The 21,835-nt window shown below is 64.7% G+C and carries 18 protein-coding genes and 1 pseudogene; 9 read left to right on the forward strand and 10 right to left on the reverse strand.

Going from position 1 to position 21,835, the window contains the following annotated elements; all coding sequences use genetic code 11:
* Positions 1-142 (reverse strand): annotated as a pseudogene (locus L610_RS06020) (IS5/IS1182 family transposase); the annotation flags it as partial.
* 98 nt (positions 143-240) lie between these two features.
* The gene (locus tag L610_RS06025; protein WP_024848246.1) at positions 241-831 is read right to left on the reverse strand and encodes a biotin transporter BioY; all 591 of its coding nucleotides are present in this window, start codon (positions 829-831) and stop codon (positions 241-243) included.
* Positions 832-941: 110 nt separating this feature from the next.
* Here L610_RS06025 and L610_RS06030 point away from each other — a divergent pair, with 110 nt between their 5' ends.
* Positions 942-1,847, forward strand: coding sequence for an MBL fold metallo-hydrolase (locus L610_RS06030; protein ID WP_024848245.1), 906 nt, complete (start codon positions 942-944; stop codon positions 1,845-1,847).
* Here the strand turns inward: L610_RS06030 and L610_RS06035 are convergent.
* A complete protein-coding gene (locus L610_RS06035; protein ID WP_144703431.1) occupies positions 1,818-2,648 on the reverse strand; it encodes a DUF1499 domain-containing protein in 831 nt (276 codons plus the stop codon). The two genes, L610_RS06030 and L610_RS06035, sit on opposite strands and share 30 nt — an antisense overlap.
* 186 nt (positions 2,649-2,834) lie before the next feature.
* Entirely contained in the window at positions 2,835-4,463 is a 1,629-nt protein-coding gene (locus L610_RS06040; protein ID WP_024848243.1) for a 3-(methylthio)propionyl-CoA ligase, read from the reverse strand.
* A gap of 154 nt (positions 4,464-4,617) precedes the next feature.
* Here L610_RS06040 and L610_RS06045 point away from each other — a divergent pair, with 154 nt between their 5' ends.
* Both L610_RS06045 and L610_RS06050 read left to right on the forward strand, forming a co-directional pair.
* The gene (locus tag L610_RS06045) at positions 4,618-5,022 is read left to right on the forward strand and encodes a hypothetical protein (protein ID WP_144703434.1); all 405 of its coding nucleotides are present in this window, start codon (positions 4,618-4,620) and stop codon (positions 5,020-5,022) included.
* Positions 5,023-5,089: 67 nt separating this feature from the next.
* Entirely contained in the window at positions 5,090-6,709 is a 1,620-nt protein-coding gene (locus tag L610_RS06050) for an ABC-F family ATP-binding cassette domain-containing protein (RefSeq protein WP_144703436.1), read from the forward strand.
* A gap of 539 nt (positions 6,710-7,248) precedes the next feature.
* On the opposite strand, the gene ppdK is transcribed toward L610_RS06050, so the two are convergent.
* A complete protein-coding gene (gene ppdK / locus L610_RS06055) occupies positions 7,249-9,918 on the reverse strand; it encodes a pyruvate, phosphate dikinase (protein ID WP_144703439.1) in 2,670 nt (889 codons plus the stop codon).
* Between the two features lie 204 nt (positions 9,919-10,122).
* On the opposite strand from ppdK, the gene L610_RS06060 reads away from it, so the two are divergent.
* Together L610_RS06060 and L610_RS06065 are read left to right on the forward strand one after the other, a co-directional pair.
* The gene (locus tag L610_RS06060) at positions 10,123-10,467 is read left to right on the forward strand and encodes a VOC family protein (RefSeq protein WP_024848239.1); all 345 of its coding nucleotides are present in this window, start codon (positions 10,123-10,125) and stop codon (positions 10,465-10,467) included.
* A 17-nt stretch (positions 10,468-10,484) separates the two neighbouring features.
* A complete protein-coding gene (locus L610_RS06065; RefSeq protein ID WP_144703442.1) occupies positions 10,485-10,829 on the forward strand; it encodes a GFA family protein in 345 nt (114 codons plus the stop codon).
* Here the strand turns inward: L610_RS06065 and L610_RS06070 are convergent.
* From L610_RS06070 to L610_RS06080, 3 genes are all read right to left on the reverse strand, one after another.
* Positions 10,826-14,227, reverse strand: coding sequence for a chromosome segregation SMC family protein (locus L610_RS06070; protein WP_144703445.1), 3,402 nt, complete (start codon positions 14,225-14,227; stop codon positions 10,826-10,828). The two genes, L610_RS06065 and L610_RS06070, sit on opposite strands and share 4 nt — an antisense overlap.
* A 54-nt stretch (positions 14,228-14,281) precedes the next feature.
* Complete coding sequence (locus L610_RS06075; protein ID WP_144703448.1) at positions 14,282-14,977, reverse strand: DsbA family protein; 696 nt, start codon at positions 14,975-14,977, stop codon at positions 14,282-14,284.
* Between the two features lie 132 nt (positions 14,978-15,109).
* Complete coding sequence (locus L610_RS06080) at positions 15,110-15,604, reverse strand: DUF721 domain-containing protein (protein ID WP_024848235.1); 495 nt, start codon at positions 15,602-15,604, stop codon at positions 15,110-15,112.
* Between the two features lie 34 nt (positions 15,605-15,638).
* Between L610_RS06080 and mutY the strand changes: the two genes are divergently transcribed.
* On the forward strand, positions 15,639-16,754 hold the full coding sequence (mutY, locus tag L610_RS06085; protein ID WP_144703451.1) for an A/G-specific adenine glycosylase: 1,116 nt from the start codon (positions 15,639-15,641) through the stop codon (positions 16,752-16,754).
* On the forward strand, positions 16,751-17,359 hold the full coding sequence (locus L610_RS06090; RefSeq protein ID WP_144703454.1) for an HAD family phosphatase: 609 nt from the start codon (positions 16,751-16,753) through the stop codon (positions 17,357-17,359). The genes mutY and L610_RS06090 overlap by 4 nt, the downstream gene beginning before the upstream one ends.
* A 336-nt stretch (positions 17,360-17,695) precedes the next feature.
* Here L610_RS06090 and L610_RS06095 read toward each other — a convergent pair whose 3' ends face one another.
* Positions 17,696-18,829, reverse strand: coding sequence for a site-specific DNA-methyltransferase (locus tag L610_RS06095; protein ID WP_144703457.1), 1,134 nt, complete (start codon positions 18,827-18,829; stop codon positions 17,696-17,698).
* Positions 18,830-18,973: 144 nt separating this feature from the next.
* Here L610_RS06095 and L610_RS06100 point away from each other — a divergent pair, with 144 nt between their 5' ends.
* Positions 18,974-19,663 carry an HAD family phosphatase gene (locus tag L610_RS06100; protein WP_144703460.1) on the forward strand — a complete coding sequence of 230 codons (690 nt, stop codon included), beginning with the start codon at positions 18,974-18,976 and terminating at the stop codon, positions 19,661-19,663.
* A gap of 65 nt (positions 19,664-19,728) precedes the next feature.
* On the opposite strand, the gene L610_RS06105 is transcribed toward L610_RS06100, so the two are convergent.
* Positions 19,729-20,307, reverse strand: coding sequence for a hypothetical protein (locus L610_RS06105; RefSeq protein ID WP_144703463.1), 579 nt, complete (start codon positions 20,305-20,307; stop codon positions 19,729-19,731).
* 119 nt (positions 20,308-20,426) lie between these two features.
* Here L610_RS06105 and thrC point away from each other — a divergent pair, with 119 nt between their 5' ends.
* A complete protein-coding gene (thrC, locus tag L610_RS06110; protein ID WP_144703466.1) occupies positions 20,427-21,827 on the forward strand; it encodes a threonine synthase in 1,401 nt (466 codons plus the stop codon).
* Positions 21,828-21,835: the final 8 nt, after the last annotated feature.

A 21,835-nucleotide genomic window follows, 5' to 3' on the forward strand; every position in this document is an offset into this window, starting at 1 on the left:
AGTAGAGCCCCGCGACACGATCGTGGATGAAGGAGAAGTCGATCACCGCGTCGATCTTGCGCAGCAGGTGATCTGCTGGAACAAGGCTCTCGAGCGTCACCATCTCGATCGCCGTCTGWWCKGGAGCAGGYTTCTTCARCATGCCCCACTGAATCAAAAACCTCCGGCCGAAGCCAGAGGTTTGTCAGCAGTCTGAGGCCGGTCTCGCGACCGGCCTTTCTTTTTGAAACCTGCCAAGTCTCAGGCGCGGCGGAAGAGCGCCCAGACGGCCGGGACGACCGAAGCAGCGAGCGCTGCCTTAACGAGGTCCGGCACGATGAACGGAACGACACCGAACTGCCATGCGGCCTCGGCACCGATCAGGACCGACAGCCAGGCGAAGCCGGCAGCAAGGATGGTTGCGACAGCGGCAACCATGACGGCGAACAGACGGAACGGCTTGTTACCCCAGCCGCGGTCAGCCGCCCAGCCGACCATCGCGGTCGCGGCGATCATGCCGACAAGGTAGCCACCGGTGGTGCCCATCATGTAAGCGAGACCGATGCCCTTCTCAGGGGTGCTCTGGAAGACCGGGAAGCCGGCAGCACCCTCGGCGAGGTAGAGCAGGAAGGTCGCAAGGCCGAGGCGCGAGCCGTAGGCGGCTGCGAGCGCCAGCACGGCGAAGTTGCCGAGATAGAGGTCGACCGGTCCCAGAACCACCTTGGTCTTGGCTGCAACGGTAAGCAGCAACGTGCCGGCTACGGCCAGAAAACCGAGGGCCGCGTAGCGAGCAATGCCCTTTTCAGGCAAGGCAAGCGAAACGAGCGGACGGGAAAGAACTGCAGCTGACATCGGGTTCTCCATCAGGATCCGGAAGGCAATACACGGTTTTCCGTATATGGCCTTCCGTGATATGCGGCAACACGTTTCGCTCGCAGTGCCTGTTCACAAGGAAACCGCTAATGGCTCTGGATTTTGACAACCACTTCGAGCCTGCGCACGGCGAGGCGATTGAAGTTGCCCCCGGCGTGCGACGAATCACGGCCGATAATCCAAGCGCCTTCACCTTCCACGGGACGAACAGCTACATACTGGGCACCGATACACTGGCGGTGATCGATCCTGGCCCGGTCAGCGAGAATCATTTCCAGGCACTGCTGCGCGCGATCGGCGGCCGCCCGGTCAGCCACATCTTCGTTTCGCACACCCATGCCGACCACTCGCCGCTCGCGCGCCAGCTCAAGGAAGCGACTGGCTCGAAGGTCTATGCCGAGGGTCCCCACCGCCCTGCCCGGCCGCTGCGCATCGGTGAAATCAATCCGCTCGACGCCAGCGCCGACACCGAGTTTATGCTGGACGTTTCGCTTGCCGATGGCGAACTCGTCGAGGGCGACGGCTGGAGCCTGCGCGCGATCTACACACCGGGGCACACCGCCAACCACCTCGCCTTTGCGCTCGAAGGCACCGGTATCCTCTTTTCCGCCGACCACGTGATGGCCTGGGCAACGACGATCGTCGCCCCGCCCGACGGCGCGATGTCGGACTATATGGCCTCGCTCGATAAGCTCATGGAGCGCGACTACACGCTTTATCTGCCGGGCCACGGCGGGCCGGTGCGTCAGCCATCCGCGTTCCTGCGCGGCCTCAAGACGCACCGCAGGATGCGCGAGCGCGCGATCCTCGAGCGGCTGCGCAGCGGCGACCGCACCATTCCGGAAATGGTTGCGGCGATCTACCGCGACACCGACCCGCGGCTCCATAACGCCGCTGGCTTGTCGGTCCTTGCCCATCTTGAGGACATGGTCGCGCGCGGTCTCGTCGAGGCCGAAGGCGAGCCATCAATTGGCGGGATCTTCATCCCCCGCTGAGGCGGGAATATCGATGATCTCGAGCGACTGGCGCTCGAACTCCGCCTCCAGCGCCGTCATGAAGCGGTTGATGCGCCGCGCGCCGCTGCCAAGGTCGTGCCAGAAGTAGCGCTGGGCGAACCGCAGGTCGACGAACACCGTCTCGCCCTCGTCGACGAGCCGCAGCACCCCGTCTGATGGGAGCCGCAGCAGCCAGGTCGGCGCATAGACCTCCAAAGTCAGCCGGGTTTGTTCTGTCTCAACCGGCAGCTGACGCGTCGGACGCCACCCCTGTTGCTCCAGCGCAACCTTGAGGGCGCTGAATACCCGCTCCATCGACGCATCGAAGCGGCGGCCCGTCAGGTCCGGATAGGCCTCCGCCTGCACCGAAGCCTCTTCCCGCGTGATGCGGCCAAGCGGGTTCATGCCCGCGTTGCGGTTATTCTGGGCGGTGATGAAGGCGGGCGGGTCGATGAGATCCGTCGAAACATCGGCGAGCGGCGGATGGGTCAGGTAGAGATAGACGCCATAGCCGTAAGGTGCCAGCACCAGCGCCGAGAGAAGCACTGCCACCAACGACGCGCGCCCGCCCTTCGCGCCGTAGTGCCACAGGCGATGGAATCCGAGTGCCGCCAGCAAGATGGCGAGGATCGCAAGCCCCGCGACCAGCGCCAGCACCCACAGGAAGGCAGCCGTCTCCATCAACCCGTAGCGATGGCCCACGCAGGCCACCAACAGCAGGATCAGCGAAAACGAAGACACCTTCCGCGCCCAGTCGGCCGAGCGCGAAACCCTGCGATCCGCCAGTATCGTCGTTGCCATGCCGTGCCTGCCCGCAGCAATGAATCTGAGCGCAATCTACGGCAAGCGGATTTGAAACGGTATCGGTTTCAGCCTGTACCTTCTCCCCGCTCGCAGGGAGAAGGTGCCCGAAGGGCGGATGAGGGGGCAGCACGGCATGACAGGCGGACGACCGTCCTGCCGAGCGTCCGATCAAGACCACGCCCCTTACGCCGTCGGCAGCTGGTATTGCCGGAACTGTTCGCGCAGCGTCGTCTTCTGGATCTTGCCGGTCGCCGTGTGCGGGATCTCGTCGACGAAGGCCACGTCGTCCGGCAGCCACCACTTGGCGACCTTGCCCTCGAGGAAATTCAGCAGTTCCTGCTTGTCCGGCTGCTTGCCGGGCTTTGGCACCACTACCAGCAGCGGGCGCTCGTCCCATTTCGGGTGCCGGACGCCGATGACGGCCGCCTCCGCCACATCCGGATGCCCGACGGCGAGATTCTCCAGCTCGATGGTCGAGATCCATTCGCCGCCGGACTTGATGACGTCCTTGGCGCGGTCCGTCACTTGCATGTAGCCGTTCTCGTCGATATGGGCGACGTCGCCCGTGTCGAACCAGTTCTCGTCGTCGAATTGCTCGTATCCGGCCCCGCCATAGTAGGCCCGGGCGACCGCCGGGCCCCTCACCTTCAGGCGGCCAAAGGTCTTGCCGTCCCAGGGCAGCTCGTTGTTGTCGTCGTCGGTGACCTTCATCTCGACGCCGAAGGGGGCAAAGCCCTGCTTCTGCTTGACGTCGAGCAGCGCGTCGCCCGCGAGGTTCGCATGCTGCGGCTTCATGGTGCAGAGCGAACCGAGCGGGCTCATCTCCGTCATGCCCCAGGCGTGGATGACCTCGACGCCAAAGTCGCGCTCGAATTTTTCCGTCATCGCCCGCGGGCAGGCCGAGCCGCCGATGATGACGCGCTTCAGATAGTGCAGCTTCTTGCCGGAGCTTTCGAGGTACTGCAGCAGCATCAGCCAGACGGTCGGCACCGCCGCGGTGCAGCTCACCTTCTCCGTGTCCAGCAGCTCGTAGACCGACTCGCCGTCGAGCTTGCCGCCCGGCATCACCATCTTTGCCCCCACCATCGGCGCGCTTTGGGCAAGACCCCAGGCGTTGGCATGGAACATCGGCACGACCGGCATGACGGCATCGCGCGACGACAGGCCCATCGCGTCGGGCTGAACCGCCATCATCGCGTGCAGCACGTTCGAGCGGTGCGAGTAGACGACGCCCTTGGGGTCGCCCGTCGTGCCGGAGGTGTAGCACATGCCGCTCGCCGTGTTTTCGTCCAGCGCGAGCCACTGGAAGTCGCCGTCGGCCTGGGCGAGCCAGTCCTCGTACGCCACAGCGCCCGGCAGCGTGGTCTGCGGCATGTGCGCGGCGTCAGTGAAGACGATCACCTTCTTCACGCTCGGCACCTGCGGCAGGATCTTTTCCGCCAGCGGCACGAACGTCAGGTCCACGAACAGGAGTTTGTCCTCGGCGTGGTTCATGATCCAGGCGATCTGGTCGGGAAACAGGCGCGGGTTGAGCGTGTGGTAGACGGCGCCGATGCCGTTGATGCCGTACCAGGCTTCCAGGTGGCGGGCTGTGTTCCAGGCAAGAGTGGCGATGCGATCGCCCAAGCCGTAACCATCCCGCTGCAACTGCTGCGCAACCTTCAGGGCACGGCTACGCAATTGGGCGTAGGTCTGGCGGACGATGGGTCCTTCTATTGAGCGTGTGACCACCTCCCGTTCGCCATGCTGTCTCGCGGCATGATCCAGTATCTTGTGACAGAGCAGAGGCCATTCCTGCATCAGTCCTTGCATCGCGTTCCTCCTCCTTGCGTTGCCAGGTCAGTGTTCGCCGGAATGAGCCCGCTGTCCAGAGGATGCGAAGGCCGGGGGTGACGCTTGTCGCGAAGGATCTGGAACCGCCGGTTCCGCGCAGCGTTTGGCTTCGGCACCCATGGAGAGGCAACGAATGACCGCGAGCGACGCGCTCTCACCCGCACTGAAGCCACCGCCACCCCCATTTGAAGCTGCCCTTGAAGCCGTCGAGCTCGAACTTGCCCTCGGAAAACGAGACACGAAGCAGGATCTTTGCGAGCAGATCATCCGCGAAACGGTGGAGAGCGTCGGCGGCATCCTGCTGTTCCAGATCAGGATCGGGGAAGGAAGAGACCAGCGCTGGTTGGGCGCAGTCGCCTTTGCCGAGGATGACCGCCAGGAATATGCGGTGATATCGATCCCCTGCGACGGCAGCCCGATCGAAGTAACGCCTGTCACGCAGTCCAGCCTGCCGCTGGCGTCGCTTGCGGTCGCCTATGCCAACCTCGCGCAATGCTGGGCGAAGAGCCGCACGCAGGGCCCGCTCGAAACGGCCTGAGGCCTCTTTCTCAACCAAACGCCATCGCTTAAGGGACCCCTAGCCATCTTCCAGGGGACCTTCCGGCATGATTCGTCTCGAAAACATCAGCAAGCAGAACGGTCAGCAGATCGTCTTCATCGAAGCGTCTGCGGCCCTGCAGCGAGGCGAAAAGATCGGTCTCGTCGGTCCGAACGGCGCGGGAAAGACCACGCTGTTCCGCATGATCACCGGACAGGAAACGCCGGATGAAGGACAGGTTTCCATCGATCGCGGCGTGACCATCGGCTACTTCAGCCAGGATGTCGGCGAAATGGAAGGCCGCACCGTCGTCGCCGAGGTCATGGAAGGCATGGGCCCCGTCAGCGCGATGATCGCGGAGATGGCCGAGCTTGAGGCGGCAATGGGCGATCCCGAACGAGCCGACGAGATGGACGAGATCATCGAACGCTACGGAGAGGTGCAAAGCCGCTTCGATGAGATCGATGGCTACTCGCTCGATGGGCGCGCACGCGAGGTTCTCGACGGCCTCGGCTTCTCGCAGGAAATGATGGACGGCGATGTAGGCAACCTGTCGGGCGGCTGGAAGATGCGCGTCGCGCTCGCTAAGATCCTCCTGATGCGGCCAGACGCCATGCTGCTCGACGAGCCGAGCAACCACCTCGACATCGAGAGCCTGATCTGGCTCGAGAAATTCCTGCAGAACTACGATGGCACCATCCTCATGACCTCGCACGATCGCGAGTTCATGAACCGGATCGTTTCGAAGATCATCGAGATCGACGCCGGCAACCTGACGACCTACTCCGGCGACTACACGTTCTACCTTGAGCAACGCGCGCTGGCGGAAGCGCAGCAGCAGGCGCAGTTCGAGCGCCAGCAGGCTATGCTCGCCAAGGAGATCGCCTTTATCGAGCGCTTCAAGGCCCGCGCCTCGCATGCAGCCCAGGTGCAGAGCCGCGTCAAGAAGCTGGACAAGATCGACAAGGTGGAGCCGCCCAAGCGCCGCCAGACCGTCCGCTTCGAGTTCCAGCCGGCGCCACGCTCGGGCGAGGACGTCGCAACCGTGAAGGACGTTCACAAGAGCTATGGCTCGAAGGTCATCTACGCAGGCCTCGACTTTCAGGTACGGCGCCGAGAACGCTGGTGCGTCCTCGGCGTCAACGGTGCCGGCAAGTCGACGCTGCTCAAACTCATCGCCGGCGCTTCCGAGCCGGATAAGGGGACGGTAGCGCGCGGGCCGAGCGTCAAGATGGGTTATTTCGCCCAGCATGCGATGGAAGTGCTGGAGGGCGACCTCACAATCCTCCAGACCCTGGAGCGTCAGTTCCCGCAGGCGGGTCAGGCGCCGCTGCGCGCTCTTGCCGGTTGCTTCGGCTTTACCGGTGATGACGTGGAGAAGCGTTGCCGGGTGCTGTCAGGCGGCGAGAAGGCGCGGCTCGTCATGGCAATCATGCTGTTCGACCCGCCGAATTTCCTCGTTCTCGATGAGCCGACCAACCACCTCGACATCGCCACCAAGGAAATGCTCGTCGATGCGCTGTCGAAATATGAAGGCGCGATGCTGTTCGTCTCGCACGACCGCCATTTCCTGTCGGCGCTCTCGAACCGCGTGCTGGAACTCACTGAAGAAGGCCCCCGCACCTATGGCGGCGGCTACACCGAATACGTCGCCAGCACCGGCCAGGAAGCGCCCGGGTTGCGGTAGGTCTGTTGCGGTAGCGCTCTAAGAGCCCCCTCGGTCCTTCGGACCACCTCCCCCTCTCGAGGGGGAGGATCCAGCGGCAACGCCACGCTTTATCCAGCTTGAAACTTACGTCTCCGGGATCTTCCCCCGCTTGCGGGGGAAGTGTCGCGAAGCGACGAAGGAGGCGTCTGGCTCCAACCTTGGTGAGCATGCTCTCGGTCAGCCCCATCCGGTCCTTCGGACCACCTCCCCCTCAAGAGGGGGAGGATCTAGCTTTGAGCCTGTAAGATCCGTTTGGAAACCACGTCTCCAGGATCTTCCCCCGCGTGCGGGGGAAGTGTCGCGAAGCGACGAAGGGGCGTCTGGCTCCAACCTTGGTGAGCATGCTCTCGGTCAGCCCCCTCCGGTCCTTCGGACCACCTCCCCCTCACGAGGGGGGGGGATCCAGCTTTGAGCCTGTAAAGACCGTTCTGGAAATTACGTCTCCGGGATCTTCCCCCGCGTGCGGGGGAAGTGTCGCGAAGCGACGAAGGGGGCGTTCAAGAGCCCCCCTCTCAGAACTATTTCTGCCACTGCTTCACCGCCGCCTGCGCCGCTGCTAGCCGCGCGATCGGTACGCGGAACGGCGAGCACGAGACGTAGTCGAGCCCCACTTCCTCACAGAACTCGATCGAGCGCGGGTCGCCGCCATGCTCGCCGCAGATGCCGAGCTTGAGGCCGGGCTTGGCCTGCCGGCCGCGCTCGGCGGCAATGCGGACCAGCTCGCCAACGCCCTCGACGTCGATCGAAATGAACGGGTCCTGCTCGACGATGCCCTTCTGGCGATAGGTCTCGAGGAACGACGAGGCGTCGTCGCGCGAAATGCCGAAGGTGGTTTGGGTGAGGTCGTTGGTGCCGAACGAGAAGAACTCGGCGGCCTCGGCGATCGCATTGGCGCGCAAGGCCGCGCGCGGCAGCTCGATCATCGTGCCGACAAGGTAGTCGAACTTGCTGCTCGTCTCCTGCATCACCGCCTGGGCGACGTGGTCGATGCGCGCCTTGACGTAGTCGAGCTCCTTCATGAGGCCGACCAGCGGCACCATGATCTCCGGCACGACCGGGCTGCCGGTCTTCTTTCCGGCTTCGGCAGCCGCCTCGAAGATCGCGCGCGCCTGCATCTCGGCGATCTCCGGATAGGAGACGGCGAGCCTGCAGCCGCGATGGCCGAGCATCGGGTTGAATTCGTGCAGCGCCTCGGTGCGCTGGCGCAGCTTCTCAGCGGACACGCCCATCGCTGCGGCAACGTCAGCGATTTCCTGCTCGGTCTTCGGCAGGAACTCGTGCAGCGGCGGGTCGAGCAGGCGGATCGTCACCGGCAGGCCCGCCATGATCTCGAACAGCTCGACGAAGTCGGAGCGCTGCATTGGCAGCAGCTTCGCTAGCGCCGCGCGGCGGTCCTTCTCGGTGTCGGCGAGGATCATCTCGCGCATGGCGACGATGCGGTCGTCGTCGAAGAACATGTGCTCGGTGCGGCAAAGGCCGATGCCCTCGGCGCCGAACGAGCGCGCCATGCGCGCATCCGCCGGCGTCTCGGCGTTGGTGCGCACCTTCATTCGTCGCAGCTTGTCGGCCCAGCTCATGATGGCGGCGAAATCACCCGACAACTCCGGCTGCAGCATCGGCACGGCACCCTTGAGCACCTGACCGGTGGTGCCGTCGATGGTGATGATGTCGCCGCGGTGGAACGTTCGGCCCATCGCGACCAGCGTTCCGGCACGCGCGTCGACGCGCAGGGTGCCAGCGCCCGACACGCACGGCTTGCCCATGCCGCGGGCGACCACCGCTGCATGGCTGGTCATGCCGCCACGGGTAGTGAGAATACCTTCCGAGGCATGCATGCCGTGAATGTCCTCGGGGCTCGTCTCGACGCGCACGAGGATCGCCTTGCGGTTCTGCGCCCGCATCTCTTCCGCCTCGTCCGAGGTGAAGACGATTTCGCCGGTCGCGGCACCCGGCGAAGCCGGCAGACCGACGGCGATGACGTCGCGCGTCGCCTTCGGGTCGATGGTCGGGTGCAGCAGCTGGTCGAGCGAAGCCGGGTCGATGCGCGCGACGGCTTCCGCCTCGGTGATCAGCCCCTCGCTCGCCATGTCGACGGCGATCTTGAGTGCTGCCCGCGCCGTGCGCTTGCCCGAGCGTGTCTGCAGCATCCACAGCCGCCCGCGCTCGATGGTGAACTCCAGGTCCTGCATGTCGCGGTAGTGCCGCTCAAGCTTATCCGCGATCTCGACAAAAGCGGCGAAAGCTTCCGGCATCGCCTTTTCCATAGACGGCTTGTCGGAGCCGGCCTCTATCCGCGCTTCCTCGGTAAGGTTCTGCGGCGTGCGGATGCCGGCAACGACGTCCTCGCCCTGCGCGTTGATCAGGAACTCGCCATAGAGGCGCTTTTCACCGGTCGAGGGGTTGCGGGTGAAGGCGACGCCGGTCGCCGACGTCTCGCCCATATTGCCGAACACCATCGCCTGGATATTGACGGCGGTGCCCCAGCTCTCCGGAATGTCGTGCAGGCGGCGATAGGTGATCGCACGCGGGTTCATCCAGCTGGAGAAGACGGCGCCAATCGCGCCCCACAGCTGCGCGTGTGGGTCCTGCGGGAACGGCTCGTCCAGCTCTTCCTCGACCTTCGCCTTGTAGAGCGCGATGACCTGCTGCCAGTCCTCGGCGGTCAGGTCGGTGTCGTACTCGTAGCCGCGGCCGGCTTTCTCGTCCTCGAGGATCTCCTCGAAATACTCGTCATCGAGGCCGAGCACGACGTCGGAGTACATCTGGATGAAGCGGCGGTAGCTGTCATAGGCAAACCGAGGATCGCCGGAATCGCGGGCGAGCGCCTCGACCGTCTGGTCGTTGAGGCCAAGGTTGAGCACCGTGTCCATCATGCCCGGCATAGAGGCGCGCGCGCCCGAGCGGACCGATACCAGCAGCAGCTTCTCAGGATCGCCGAACCGGCGGCCGGTGATCTCGGCCACGCCGTCAAGCGCGGCCTGCACCTGCGCCTTCAGCTCCGGCGGATAGCTCCGTGCGTTCTCGTAGTACCAGCGGCAGACCTCGGTGGTGATCGTAAAGCCTGGCGGTACGGGAAGGCCCAAATTGCACATCTCCGCAAGGTTAGCGCCCTTGCCGCCGAGCAGCGCGCGGTCGCCCGCCGTACCCTCTGCCTTGCCTCCACCGAAGCTGTAGACCCAATTAGCCATCGCAGCCGTCCGCCTCTCGTACAGTTAGCCGGTTCAAACTCGTCAGCCCCTCGCGCCTGAGCGTTAGAACCCGAATGGCACGAAAGCAAGGACTGCATTCGGCTGCCGGCAACCTCAATCGATTTGGATCAAAATTCTTTCTTCCCAAGATCAGCAGGGTGGCCTAGACTTGAACAAAACCAGAACAAGCGAGGAGACTTCAGCATGCGCGAAGACGGCAAACTCGACTATCTGGAGATGCAGGCAGCAAACGGCACGCTCGACAGCGTCAAGGCGTTCTACAGCGCGGCCTTCGGCTGGACGTTCACCGACTACGGCCCGACCTACTCGGCCTATTCTGAAGGTCTTGACGGTGGCTTCGACAGTTCAACTACACGCGAGACAAAGCCGCTGCCGGTTCTCTACTCTGCCGATCTTGAGCGGACGCTCGACGCGGTCACCGAGGCGGGAGGCAAGATCGTCCGGCCGATCTTCTCGTTCCCCGGCGGGCGGCGCTTCCACTTCACCGATCCCGCCGGCAACGAGCTTGCGGTCTGGAGCGAAAAATAACTGGAGGAGGAAACAGCATGCACATCGGCAGSTGCCATTGCGGCAATGTGAAATACGAGGTCGACGCCGAATTCACCGAGGGGCTGGAGTGCAACTGCTCGCACTGCAGCCGGAAGGGCTATCTGCTCAGCTTCGTGCCCCGCGACAAGGTGAAGATGCTGACGCCGATGGAGCAGCTTTCGACCTACCACTTCAACCGCCACGTCATCGACCACCACTTCTGCCCCAACTGCGGCTGCGCGCCGATCGCGTTCGGCACCGCGCCCGACGGCAGCGCCACCGCCGCCATCAATATCCGCTGCATCGAGGGAATCGACCTCACCACAATCAAGCGCCAACCGGTTGACGGGCGCAGCTTCTAGCTTGCCTCAGCGAGTTCGGCGGCCGTCTGCAGGTCCACGGAGACCAACTGGCTGACGCCCTGCTCGGCCATGGTGACGCCGAACAGGCGGTTCATGCGCGCCATGGTGATGGGGTTGTGGGTGATGACGACGAAGCGCGTCTCCGTCGTCTTCGCCATCTCGTCCATCAAATTGCAGAACCGCTCGACATTGTGATCGTCGAGCGGTGCGTCAACCTCGTCGAGCACACAGATCGGTGCCGGGTTGGTGAGGAACACGGCAAAGATCAGCGCCATCGCCGTCAGCGCCTGCTCGCCGCCTGACAGCAGCGTCATCGTCTGCGGCTTCTTGCCCGGCGGGCGGGCGAGGATTTCGAGGCCGGCTTCGAGCGGATCGTCCGACTCGATCAGCTGCAGCTCGGCCGTGCCGCCGCCGAACAGGTGCGTGAACAGGCGCTGGAAGTGGCCGTTGACCACCTCGAACGCTGCCAGCAGCCGCTCGCGGCCTTCTCGATTAAGGCTCTGGATTGCCTGGCGCAGCTTGCGGATCGCCTCGATCACGTCCTCGCGCTCGGTGATGATCGTGCCGTGGCGTTCCATCAGCTCGCGCTGCTCTTCCTCCGCGCGCAGGTTCACCGCTCCTAGACGCTCGCGTTCGATCTTCAAGCGCTCCAGGTCGCGCTCCGTAGCGGCCATGTCCGGCAATGGCGCGTCGGGCTCGAGCCCGGCATGCTTCAGCACCATGTGCGCGGGAACGTTGAGCACTTCCTGGATGCGCGCCTCGGCCTCGCGGCGGCGCTCATCGGCAGCGGTCAGGCGTTCCTCGGCGCGGCCGCGCGCCTCGCGCGCTTCCGACAGCGCCTGGATCGCCTCGGTTGCGGCGCGGTCCGCCTGCGCCTGTTTGGTTTCGGCGGTCTGCAGCCGGTCGTTCGCCTCGCGCTGCGCGGCCTCTGCCTTGGACAGTTCCGACATCAGGCTGCGGCGCCGCTCATCGATCTCGTCGGGAGCTTCCGCCAGCGCCTCGTATTCGGCTGCGGCCTCCTCGCGGCGCTCGCGAAGCGAGGCAATCTGCCGGTCGGCATTTGCCGCGCGTTCGATCCACGACTTGCGCTCGACCTGGATGGCGGCGAGCCGGCGCGTACGCGCCTCGGCCTCGCGGCCAAGGCCTTCGTGCGCCGCGCGGGCATCAGCCAGGCGCGCGCGGTCTTCGGCGACGTCCTTCGCAAGCCGATCAAGCTGGATCTGCAGCTCGGTCAGGTCAGGCGCTTCGGCCAGCGCCATCTGCGCTTCCTCGACGCTCTCGGCGGCTTCCGACGCAGTCNCAGCCTTTTCGGCACGCGCCAGCGCATCGCGTGCCTCGCTGGCCGCGCGTTGCGCCTCGCGCAACGCCTCACGTGCCCGCCGCTCATCTTCGACGGCCTGCTTCACGCGGGCTTCGGCCCGCGCCAGCACGTCCTCGGCGGCACGCAGCGCGTCCGCAGCTTCCTGCGCCTCGGCCTCAAGTTCGGCGAGGCGGTTTTTCTGAGCCAGCCTGAGTGCAGCCGCTGTCGGCGCATCGGCACTCGCCGTTACGCCATCCCAGCGCCACACGGCGCCCGCCCGGCTGACCAGCACCTGACCGACCTGAAGCTGCGATTGCAGCGCCGGTCCCTGCTCGTCATCGCAAACGCCGATCTGCGACAAGCGCCGCGCCAGTTGCTCCGGTGCGCGGACGAGTTCTGACAACGGCCGGACACCAGCCGGCAGCGCCGGGTCGCCATCCTGTGGCGGAACATTGCCCCAGTGGACCGGTGCAGCGGCATCCAGCGGCAGGTCGATGTCCTCGCCCAGGGCCGCGCCCAGCGCCGTCTCGTAGCCGCGTTCGACGCGCACCTGCTCGAGTGCCGCCGGGAATCCATCTCCGGAAACCGCGCTCAGCATCTTTGCGAGCGTCCGCGCCTCCGTCTCGATGCCCTGCAGGCGGGCTCGCGCCTCGGCGAGCGGCGGACGTGCCGCTGCTTCCGCCTCGCGTGCTTCGGCCACGGCATCTTCAGCGATGGCAACCGCCTCCTCGGCCTGGACAGCGCGTTCCTCGGCCTCTTCGGCCAGCATCCGTTTCTCGGCGGGATCTGCCAGCGCAGCGATCTGCTGCGTGATTTCCGACGCCTCGCGATCGATCTCTGCGAGCTGGCGCATCAGGCGGTCGCGCCGCTCGGTGGAATCGCGCAGCGCGCGTTCGGCCTGCGCGCGGGCTGCAGCAGCCTCGGCGCGCTCGGACGTCAGCTTCGCAAGCGCCGCTTCGCTTGCCGCAAGGCGTGCCTGCGCTTCCTCGAACTCGGCGCGGGTCTGCGCCTCACGCTCGGTCGCGCCCGCATTCTCGGAGTTCAGCGTGCGCTCTTCCTCGTCGAGCCGGGCTAGCACTTCGGCATTATCTCGCACCATCCGCTCTTCGCGGGCGATGTCATCATCGAATTGCGACAGGCGCTTCTGCAGCTCGGCAGCGCGCGCCCGCATGCGGTTCGCTTCGTCTTCAAGCTGAGTCTTGGCGATCGTCAGCCGCTGCACCGTCGCCGCAGCAGCCGCCGCCGCGTCGCGCAGCTGTGGCAGATGGTGGGCGCCGATCGCCTGCTCGCGCGCGGCATTCATCTGCGCCGCTGCACGGTCGCCGACCAGCTTGGTCGCCTCGGCCAGCGCGGACTTTGCCTCGGCCTCCTGCGCCTTCGCCTGCGACCAGCGCAGATGCAGCACGATCGCCTCCGCCTTGCGGATTTCAGCCGACAGGTTGCGGAAGCGGGTCGCCTGCCGCGCCTGACGCTTCAGGCTCTCGATCTGGCTTTCGAGTTCGCCGACGACGTCGTCGAGACGCTCGAGGTTCTGCTCGGCTGCGCGCAGGCGCAGCTCCGCCTCATGGCGGCGGGTGTGCAGGCCGGAAATGCCGGCCGCCTCTTCCAGCAACGCACGGCGCGCCTGCGGCTTTGCCTGGATCAGCTCGCCGATACGCCCCTGCCCCACCATCGACGGTGAGCGCGCCCCCGTCGACTGGTCGGCGAACAACAGCTGCACGTCCTTGGCGCGCGCTTCCTTGCCGTTGATGCGATAGACTGACCCTGCCTCGCGCTCGATGCGGCGCGACACCTGCAGCTCGTCCGCGTCGTTGAAGGCGGGCGGCGCGGAGCGGTCCGTGTTGTCGAGGAAGAGGGTGACCTCGGCGGTATTGCGCGCCGGGCGCGTCGCCGAGCCGGAAAAGATCACGTCGTCCATGCCGGACGCACGCATGTTCTTGTACGAGCTTTCGCCCATCACCCAGCGCAGCGCCTCGACAAGATTGGACTTGCCGCAGCCGTTGGGGCCGACGATGCCGGTCAGCCCGCGCTCGATGACGAATTCGCTGGGTTCGACGAAGGACTTGAAGCCGAGAAGGCGGAGCCGGGAGAACTTCATGCGCGCGCCCTCCGTCGGGCCGGCGCGCGCAGAAACGCTGTCGCCAGGTTGCGACTAGAGCATGCTGTCGAGGATGGCCGACATCTCCTCAACCCTCATAGCCCCCTTGTAAACGTTTCCGTTGATGAAGAAGGTGGGCGTGGAATCGACGTTGAATTCCTTGGCGCCTCGATCTCGTACCTTCCTGACATCATCCAGAAGCTTCTGATCAGTCAAGCACGCCTCGAAGGACTCCTGTGAAAAACCGCCCAGACGGGCGATCTGGAGCAGCGCTTCGCGGGCATTTTCGACCGGCGCCCAGTTCTGCTGCTGCTGGAACAGCACGTCGACCATGGCGAAATACTTGTCGTCGGCGCAGCGGGCGAGCATGAAGCCAGCCTCCGCGCGCGGGTCGAACGGGAACTCGCGCAGCACCAGGCGCGCCTTGCCGGTGTCGATGTAGTTCTTCTTGATGTCCGGCAGCGTATTGCGGTGGAAGTTCGCGCAGTGGCCGCAGGTCATCGAAGCATATTCAACGATGGTGATCGGCGCATCGGCGTTGCCCAGCACCTTGTCCGGCAGCGCGCCCTCAGCCAGCACCTTGGCCATATCGACCTTACCGCTCGGCTGTGGCACGTTGGCAGCGGTGGAACTGGTCGTCGGCTGCGCGTTGGCGCTGCCTCCGGAATCACTGCACGCGGCAAGCAGGGATGCTGCAGATACGGCTGCCAGCGRGCCAAGAACTGTCCTGCGCGAAAGAATAGCGGTCATATATCACCTGTTAGCGGGCAAACTTGAGGCTGCGCTCTAAAAAATTACATGACGCCGAATAAGGCAAATTCCGGGGCTTTCCAATCCAATCCCGCTCGCCGATGTTCACGAATGCGCGAAAATAGGTGAGGCTCAGGATCGCTCGCCCAGCATCGAGCGGCCGAGCTTCGCCAGCGACTCGCGCAACCCATCATCCTCGATGCCGCTGACCATGCCGTCGAGCCGCTTTTCCTCGGCCCCGCTCAGGGGACGCAGCTTCGGCTTCGGCTTGACCTGCGGCGCCACCGACTTCTGCACGATCTTGATGCGGGCAACCGCCATGAAACCAAGGAAGGCGTTGACGCGCGCGATGATCTCGCCCGTTTCATGCTGCAGCCGGAAGGCGGCCGAGCCGTCGCAGGCAATGACCAGCGTTGCCGGCTCGAACGGGTCGTCCTCGTGCAGCCGGCGCGGCCAGACGATCTTTTCGGGCCTTGTCACCGCCGCGAGGCGGGGCCCGGCGATCTCCTCCCACGACTGCACCAGGCCGATATTGATGCCGGCGCGCTTGCGCAACAGCGGATCGAGCAGGCTTGCAGCGAGGTCGCTAACCGGCACGGCATTGCCGCGGTCGCTTTTCCCTGCCATGAGCTTTCTCCGTTGCGGTCAGGCGAATGTTTGAATGAAGGCGCACACTAGCATCAATCGCGGCGCAAATCAGGTCGCCCCGGCATTACTGGATTGGTATGACGCGCACCACCGGGAATTGCCGTGGCGCACGTCGCCGCGCGCGCTGCGCGAAGGCGTGCAACCCGATCCCTACAGCGTCTGGCTGTCGGAGGTGATGCTGCAGCAGACCACGGTGGAGGCCGTGAAGGCGTACTTTACCCGCTTCGTCGAGCAGTGGCCGGACGTGAAAGAACTGGCTGCCGCCGACACCGCCGACGTGATGAAGGCCTGGGCCGGGCTCGGCTATTATTCGCGCGCCCGCAACCTGAAAGCCTGCGCCGAGGAAGTGGCAGAAAAGTACGGCGGCGTCTTTCCCGACTCCGAGGAAGGGCTGCGGGCACTGCCCGGCATCGGCCCCTACACGGCCGCCATCGCGGCCATCGCCTTCAACCGGCCAGCCGCCGTTGTCGACGGCAATATCGAGCGCGTCATCTCGCGCCTCTATGCCATCGCCACCCCCCTCCCCGCCGCCAAGCCGGAGATCAAGGCGCGCGTCGCTCAAATTCTTCCGCACGACCGTCCCGGCGACTTTGCCCAGGCGATGATGGACCTCGGCGCCACCATCTGCTCGCCGAAGCGGCCAAAATGCATGCTCTGCCCGGTCAACGAATCCTGCACCGCGCTCAGCCAGGGCGATCCGGAGTTTTATCCGGTCAAGGCCGCGAAGAAGGAAAAGCCGTTGCGGCAGGGCGCGGCCTTCGTTGCCGTGCGCGACGACGGCGCGATCCTGCTGCGCACCCGGCCCAACTCCGGCCTTCTCGGCGGCATGAGCGAGCCGCCCACCACCGGCTGGACATCGCGCCAGGACGGTGACACCACTGTCGCGGGCGCGCCGTTTCCTGCAAACTGGCGCCCGGCGGGAGCAGTTCGTCACGTCTTCACGCATTTCGAGCTGGCGCTTTCGGTCTGGCGCGCCGACGGCGATGCCTTCCCGACGCCGGCGGGTGCGTGGTGGTCGTCGCCGGACGAGATACCCGGCGAGGCACTCCCGACCGTGATGAAGAAGGCAATCGAGGCAGCAATACCCGGCGCAACCCGAAACCGGCTCCGTCTGAAAGGATCAAAATGAACGAGATTCGTCACATCGTGTTCGACATCGGCAAGGTGCTGATCCACTACGATCCGAACCTTCCCTTTCGGCGGCTGATCCCCGACGACGAGGAGCGCGCTGAGTTCTTCGCCACCATCTGCACGCATGAATGGAATCTCGAACAGGACCGCGGCCGCACATGGGAGGAAGCCGAGGCGCTGCTGATCGCCGAGCATCCGGAAAAGGAAGAGCTCATCCGCAGCTTCCGCCGCTACTGGCACGAGATGGTCTCGCACGCCTATGACGACACGGTCGCGATCCTCGAGGAGCTCCTCGAAAAGGGTCACGACGTCACGATGCTCACCAACTTCGCGGCGGACACCTTCGCGGAGGCCAAGGAAAAATTCCCGTTCCTGAAGAAGCCGCGCGGCGTCACCGTCTCTGGCGAGGTCAAGCTCATCAAGCCGGATGCGGCAATCTACCGGCTACACACCGAAACCTTCGGCTTGGAGCCGTCGGCCACGCTGTTCGTCGATGACAGTGCGGCCAATGTCGAGGGTGCAAAGGCCGTCGGCTGGAATGCGGTGCTCTTCACCAGTGCGCCTGCCTTCCGCGCGGATTTGCAGCGCTACGGAGTGCTGTAGGAACGGCTGCCGTCGGGGGAGAAACCGACTGCAATTTCTGCACCGCCGTGGCCGCTTCGCCGTTCAGGCATGGATACCCCGGTCAAGCCGGGGTATGACGATGGGTGAGACGTTCGGCAATAACGGGCACTGTAGTGTACTCCGCTCACGGATACGGCGAACGAAGCGAGGGAAAATACATATCCACTTCGTCATGCCCGTGCTCGACACGGGCATCCATGCCGGAACTGTGAAGCGGGCGCGGCGGCGAAGAACCCACGCCGCTTCAGAAAACCCGCCAAAGAAAAAGGGCCGCATCAGCGACCCTTTTCCATATTCGTCTCGCGGTCCAGGCCCTTACGCCCCGGCCTTCTCCATGCTCAGGCGGACGATACGGCGCAGTTCATCGATCGGCATCAGGCCGCCCTCGCGCTCGTAGTGCCAGAAGGTCCAGCCGTTGCAGGCGTCGAGCCCTTGAACATGGGCGCCGACCTTGTGGATCGAGCCGGTCAGCTCGCCGCAGTCGAGCGTGCCGTCGGCACGGACCTGCGCCGAGTAGCGACGCTTGGCGTCATAAAGGCGTGCGCCCGGCTTGATGAGGCCGTTGTCGAGCAGGCTGACGAAGGCAACACGCGGCTCGGCGCGCTTGCCGGTCATGACTTTCAGCTCGGCATGGCCAAGCGGATGCACCTTAGCGATGCGGTCGAGGGCCGCGTCGATGTATTTCTGCTCGCGCTCGACGCCGACGAAGTGACGGCCGAGGCGCTTGGCCACCGCACCGGTCGTGCCCGAGCCGAAGAACGGGTCGAGCACCACGTCGCCCGGCTTGGTCGAAGACAGCAGAACGCGGGCCAGCAGCGCCTCCGGCTTCTGCGTCGGGTGGATCTTGTCGCCGTTCTCGTCCTTGAGGCGCTCCGAGCCGGTGCAGATCGGGAACAGCCAGTCCGAGCGCATCTGCACGTCGTCGTTGGCAGCCTTCATTGCCTCGTAATTGAAGGTGTAGCCCTTTGCCTTCGGATCGCGTGAAGCCCAGATCATGGTCTCGTGCGCGTTCTGAAACCGGCGCCCGCGGAAGTTCGGCATCGGATTGGACTTGCGCCAGATGATGTCGTTGAGGATCCAGAAGCCGAGATCCTGCATGATGGCGCCGACGCGGAAAATGTTGTGGTACGAACCGATGACCCAGATCGTGCCTTCCGGCTTCAGCACGCGGCGCGCGGCCAGCAGCCAGGCGCGGGTGAAGGCGTCGTAGGCCTCGAAGCTCTCGAACTGGTCCCACTCGTCGTCGACCGCGTCGACCTTGGACTGGTCCGGACGGTGCAGGTCGCCGTCGAGCTGCAGGTTGTAGGGAGGGTCAGCGAAAATCACGTCGACCGACTTCTCCGGCAAGCGGTTCAGCGCCGCCACACAATCCCCTTTCAGGATCGTGTCGAGCCACTGGGCTGCAGGAGCGACTGAGGAAAGCTCGTGGAAAGGACGCACTGCTGACATGGGACACCGAAAAACGCTTACTGGTTTACTGTCCGTTATGGTTACCGAGCAGCGTAAATTTTTGGTGAACCTCGAAAATTTGCCGGCGCGGCGCGCATGGTGTAAGCGGCGCGGCCTGATCGCGAATTTGCTGGAGTAGCGCCTATGTCAGAAATCGATCTCGTCATCTTCGACTGCGACGGCGTCCTCGTGGACTCCGAAATCATCGCCGCGCGCGTCGAAGCCGAGCTGCTGACCAGGGCCGGCTACCCGATCGAGCCGGAAGACCTTGCTCGCGTCTATGCGGGCCTGACCTTCAAGGAGATCATGCTGCGCATCGAGCAGGAATCGCAGCAGCTGTTCCAGGCGACGCTGATCGACGAGGCCGAGAAGCTGGTCGACCGCCGGCTTGCAACCGAGGTGAAGCCGATCGAGGGCGTGCATGCGGCTGTTGGCTCGGTCACCGGCAAACGCTGCATCTGCTCAAACTCGGCCAAGGACCGGATCAACGCGATGCTGGCGCGCACCAACCTCGCGCCCTACTTCAAGGACGTGATCTTTTCCTCACTCGAAACTCCGTCCGCCCGGCCGAAGCCGGCACCGGACGTGTTCCTTTACGCGGCCGAGAAGATGGAAGCGAACCCGAAGCGCTGCTTCGTGATTGAGGATTCGGTGCACGGCATCGCAGGTGCCAAGGCTGCGGGCATGCGCGTTATCGGCTTCACCGGCGCGTCGCACACGCATCCCGGCCATGCGGACCTGTTGATGGAAGCAGGCGCGGAAACCGTCATCCGCCGCTGGGCGGATTTCCCTGCGGTGCTCGCCGCACTGTCGGAATGGTCGGAAGACGCGTGAGCGTCAGCCGCACGCGCGAAGAGCATTTCCGCGGCCCCCGCGGAAATGCCGGAGCGTTTGCCGGATTACTTCGGCTGCTTGAAGCCGATCAGGATGCGGATGTTGCGCTGATCCGGATTGGGCATCGAAACCGAGGTGTCGGTCAGCATGAACTGCGTCGCGCCGACGGTATCGGAGATGGCGACCTGATGATTAATCGTCCGCTCGTCGATGACCTCGTTGTCGCGGTAGATGGTGATCTGCAGCGGCAGCTGGACGGTGCCGACGGCGCCGACCGGACCCGGAATGACCCTGCCCGCGACCGCGATCGTCATGTTGGTCATGCCGTTGCCATAGGTGCAGGCGCGGGTCGCATCGGAAATCATCGCGCGGTAGACCAGCTTCGACGGGTCACCATCACCGCCGCGCTGGTAGGTGTCGTGCACCGCGTTGCGCTCGCGCATCGAAACCGCCGGGCAGTAGGCCAGCAGCTCATCGGCCGTGACCTTCCCCTCCGGGATCGTCTGCTGCACCTGCTGTTGCTCGCTCGCGCCGCCGCCGAGTGCAGCAAGCGGATTGCTCGACTGACAGCCGGAAAGCGCGAGCGCCAGGCCCAGAACGGAAAAAACTGCGGCAGACCCGCGTCGAGATGCTCGTGCCACCATAAACTGCACTTCCCTACAGCAAAGCTGCCGTTCTATACCAACGCGCCAACGAAAATGCGACGGGGCGTTTGCGGTTTTTACCCAAACATCATCGTCTTCGACAAAATGGACAGTCCGATATGCGCTATGTGAGCACAAGGGGCAGCGCGCCCGAACTCGGTTTTCGCGATGTACTGCTGGCAGGGCTGGCGCGCGACGGCGGCCTCTACGTGCCCGCCGAATGGCCGACGCTGACGGCCGACGAGATCCGCTCGCTGCGCGGCCTTTCCTACCCCGAGCTCGCGGTCAAGCTTCTCACCCCGTTCGTCGACGGGGAGATCGAGGCCGAGACCTTATCGCGCATCGTGCACGAGGCCTACGCCACCTTCCGCCACGACGCGGTCTGCCCGATCGTCCAGACCGGCCCGAACGAGTTCATCCTCGAGCTTTTCCATGGCCCCACGCTGGCGTTCAAGGACGTCGCGATGCAGCTGCTTGCGCGGCTGATGGACCATGTGCTTGCCGAGCGCGGCCAGCGTGCGACCATTGCCGGCGCCACCTCGGGCGACACTGGCGGCGCCGCGATTGAAGCCTTCGGCGGCCGCGACCGCACCGACATCTTCATCCTGTTCCCGCACAACCGCGTCTCGCCGGTGCAGCAGCGCCAGATGACGACGTCGAGCGCGCCGAACGTCCATGCTATCGCCGTTGAGGGCAACTTCGACGACTGCCAAGACCTCGTGAAGGGCATGTTCAACAACCATGCATTCCGCGACCGCGTACAGTTGGCAGGTGTCAACTCGATCAACTGGGCGCGCATCATGGCCCAGATCGTCTACTACTTCTCGTCGGCCCTTTCCGTCGGCGCACCGGACCGTCCGGTTTCCTTCACGGTTCCGACTGGCAATTTCGGCGACATCTTCGCCGGCTATGCAGCGAAGCGCATGGGCCTGCCGATCGAGAAGCTGGTGATCGCCACCAACGATAACGACATCCTCGCGCGTACGCTCGCGACTGGCATCTATGAGACGCGCGGCGTCATTGAGACGACTTCGCCGTCGATGGACATCCAGGTGTCGTCCAACTTCGAGCGCCTGCTGTTCGAAGCAGCCGGCCGCAATGCGGACACGGTCGTCCGCTACATGCAGAGCCTCAAGCAGTCCGGCCAGTTCACGATTGCCGCGGACGAGCTTGAGCGCATCCGCGCCGAATTCTCGGCTGGCCGCTCCTCGATGGACGAGACCGCGGCAACCATCCGCAGCGTGCTCGAATCGTCCGGCTACCTCGCCGACCCGCACACCGCGACCGCCATCAAGGTTGCGCGCGAGCAGGCTTCGTCGGCCGCGCCGATGATCGTCCTGTCGACGGCTCATCCGGCGAAGTTCCCCGCAGCGGTGGAAAAGGCCTCCGGCATCTCGCCCGCGCTTCCGCTGTGGCTTGGCAATCTGATGGAGCGGGATGAGAAGTTTACGGTGCTTCCATCGGACCCGAAAATGGTGGAAGATCATATTGGCCGTCTGACAAGGGCGACCCAAGTCTAGGGAGTTCA

It is taken from the genome of Aminobacter sp. J44, assembly GCF_007829415.1.
Lineage (GTDB): Bacteria > Pseudomonadota > Alphaproteobacteria > Rhizobiales > Rhizobiaceae > Aerobium.

Excerpts from the sequence above, each read along its gene's own strand:
- L610_RS06025 (WP_024848246.1), bottom strand. The coding sequence starts at position 831 with ATGTCAGCTGCAGTTCTTTCCCGTCCGCTCGTTTCGCTTGCCTTGCCT.
- L610_RS06030 (WP_024848245.1), top strand. The coding sequence starts at position 942 with ATGGCTCTGGATTTTGACAACCACTTCGAGCCTGCGCACGGCGAGGCG.
- L610_RS06035 (WP_144703431.1), bottom strand. The coding sequence starts at position 2,648 with ATGGCAACGACGATACTGGCGGATCGCAGGGTTTCGCGCTCGGCCGAC.
- L610_RS06040 (WP_024848243.1), bottom strand. The coding sequence starts at position 4,463 with ATGCAAGGACTGATGCAGGAATGGCCTCTGCTCTGTCACAAGATACTG.
- L610_RS06045 (WP_144703434.1), top strand. The coding sequence starts at position 4,618 with ATGACCGCGAGCGACGCGCTCTCACCCGCACTGAAGCCACCGCCACCC.
- L610_RS06050 (WP_144703436.1), top strand. The coding sequence starts at position 5,090 with ATGATTCGTCTCGAAAACATCAGCAAGCAGAACGGTCAGCAGATCGTC.
- ppdK (WP_144703439.1), bottom strand. The coding sequence starts at position 9,918 with ATGGCTAATTGGGTCTACAGCTTCGGTGGAGGCAAGGCAGAGGGTACG.
- L610_RS06060 (WP_024848239.1), top strand. The coding sequence starts at position 10,123 with ATGCGCGAAGACGGCAAACTCGACTATCTGGAGATGCAGGCAGCAAAC.
- L610_RS06080 (WP_024848235.1), bottom strand. The coding sequence starts at position 15,604 with ATGGCAGGGAAAAGCGACCGCGGCAATGCCGTGCCGGTTAGCGACCTC.
- mutY (WP_144703451.1), top strand. The coding sequence starts at position 15,639 with ATGAAGGCGCACACTAGCATCAATCGCGGCGCAAATCAGGTCGCCCCG.
- L610_RS06090 (WP_144703454.1), top strand. The coding sequence starts at position 16,751 with ATGAACGAGATTCGTCACATCGTGTTCGACATCGGCAAGGTGCTGATC.
- L610_RS06095 (WP_144703457.1), bottom strand. The coding sequence starts at position 18,829 with ATGTCAGCAGTGCGTCCTTTCCACGAGCTTTCCTCAGTCGCTCCTGCA.
- L610_RS06100 (WP_144703460.1), top strand. The coding sequence starts at position 18,974 with ATGTCAGAAATCGATCTCGTCATCTTCGACTGCGACGGCGTCCTCGTG.
- L610_RS06105 (WP_144703463.1), bottom strand. The coding sequence starts at position 20,307 with ATGGTGGCACGAGCATCTCGACGCGGGTCTGCCGCAGTTTTTTCCGTT.
- thrC (WP_144703466.1), top strand. The coding sequence starts at position 20,427 with ATGCGCTATGTGAGCACAAGGGGCAGCGCGCCCGAACTCGGTTTTCGC.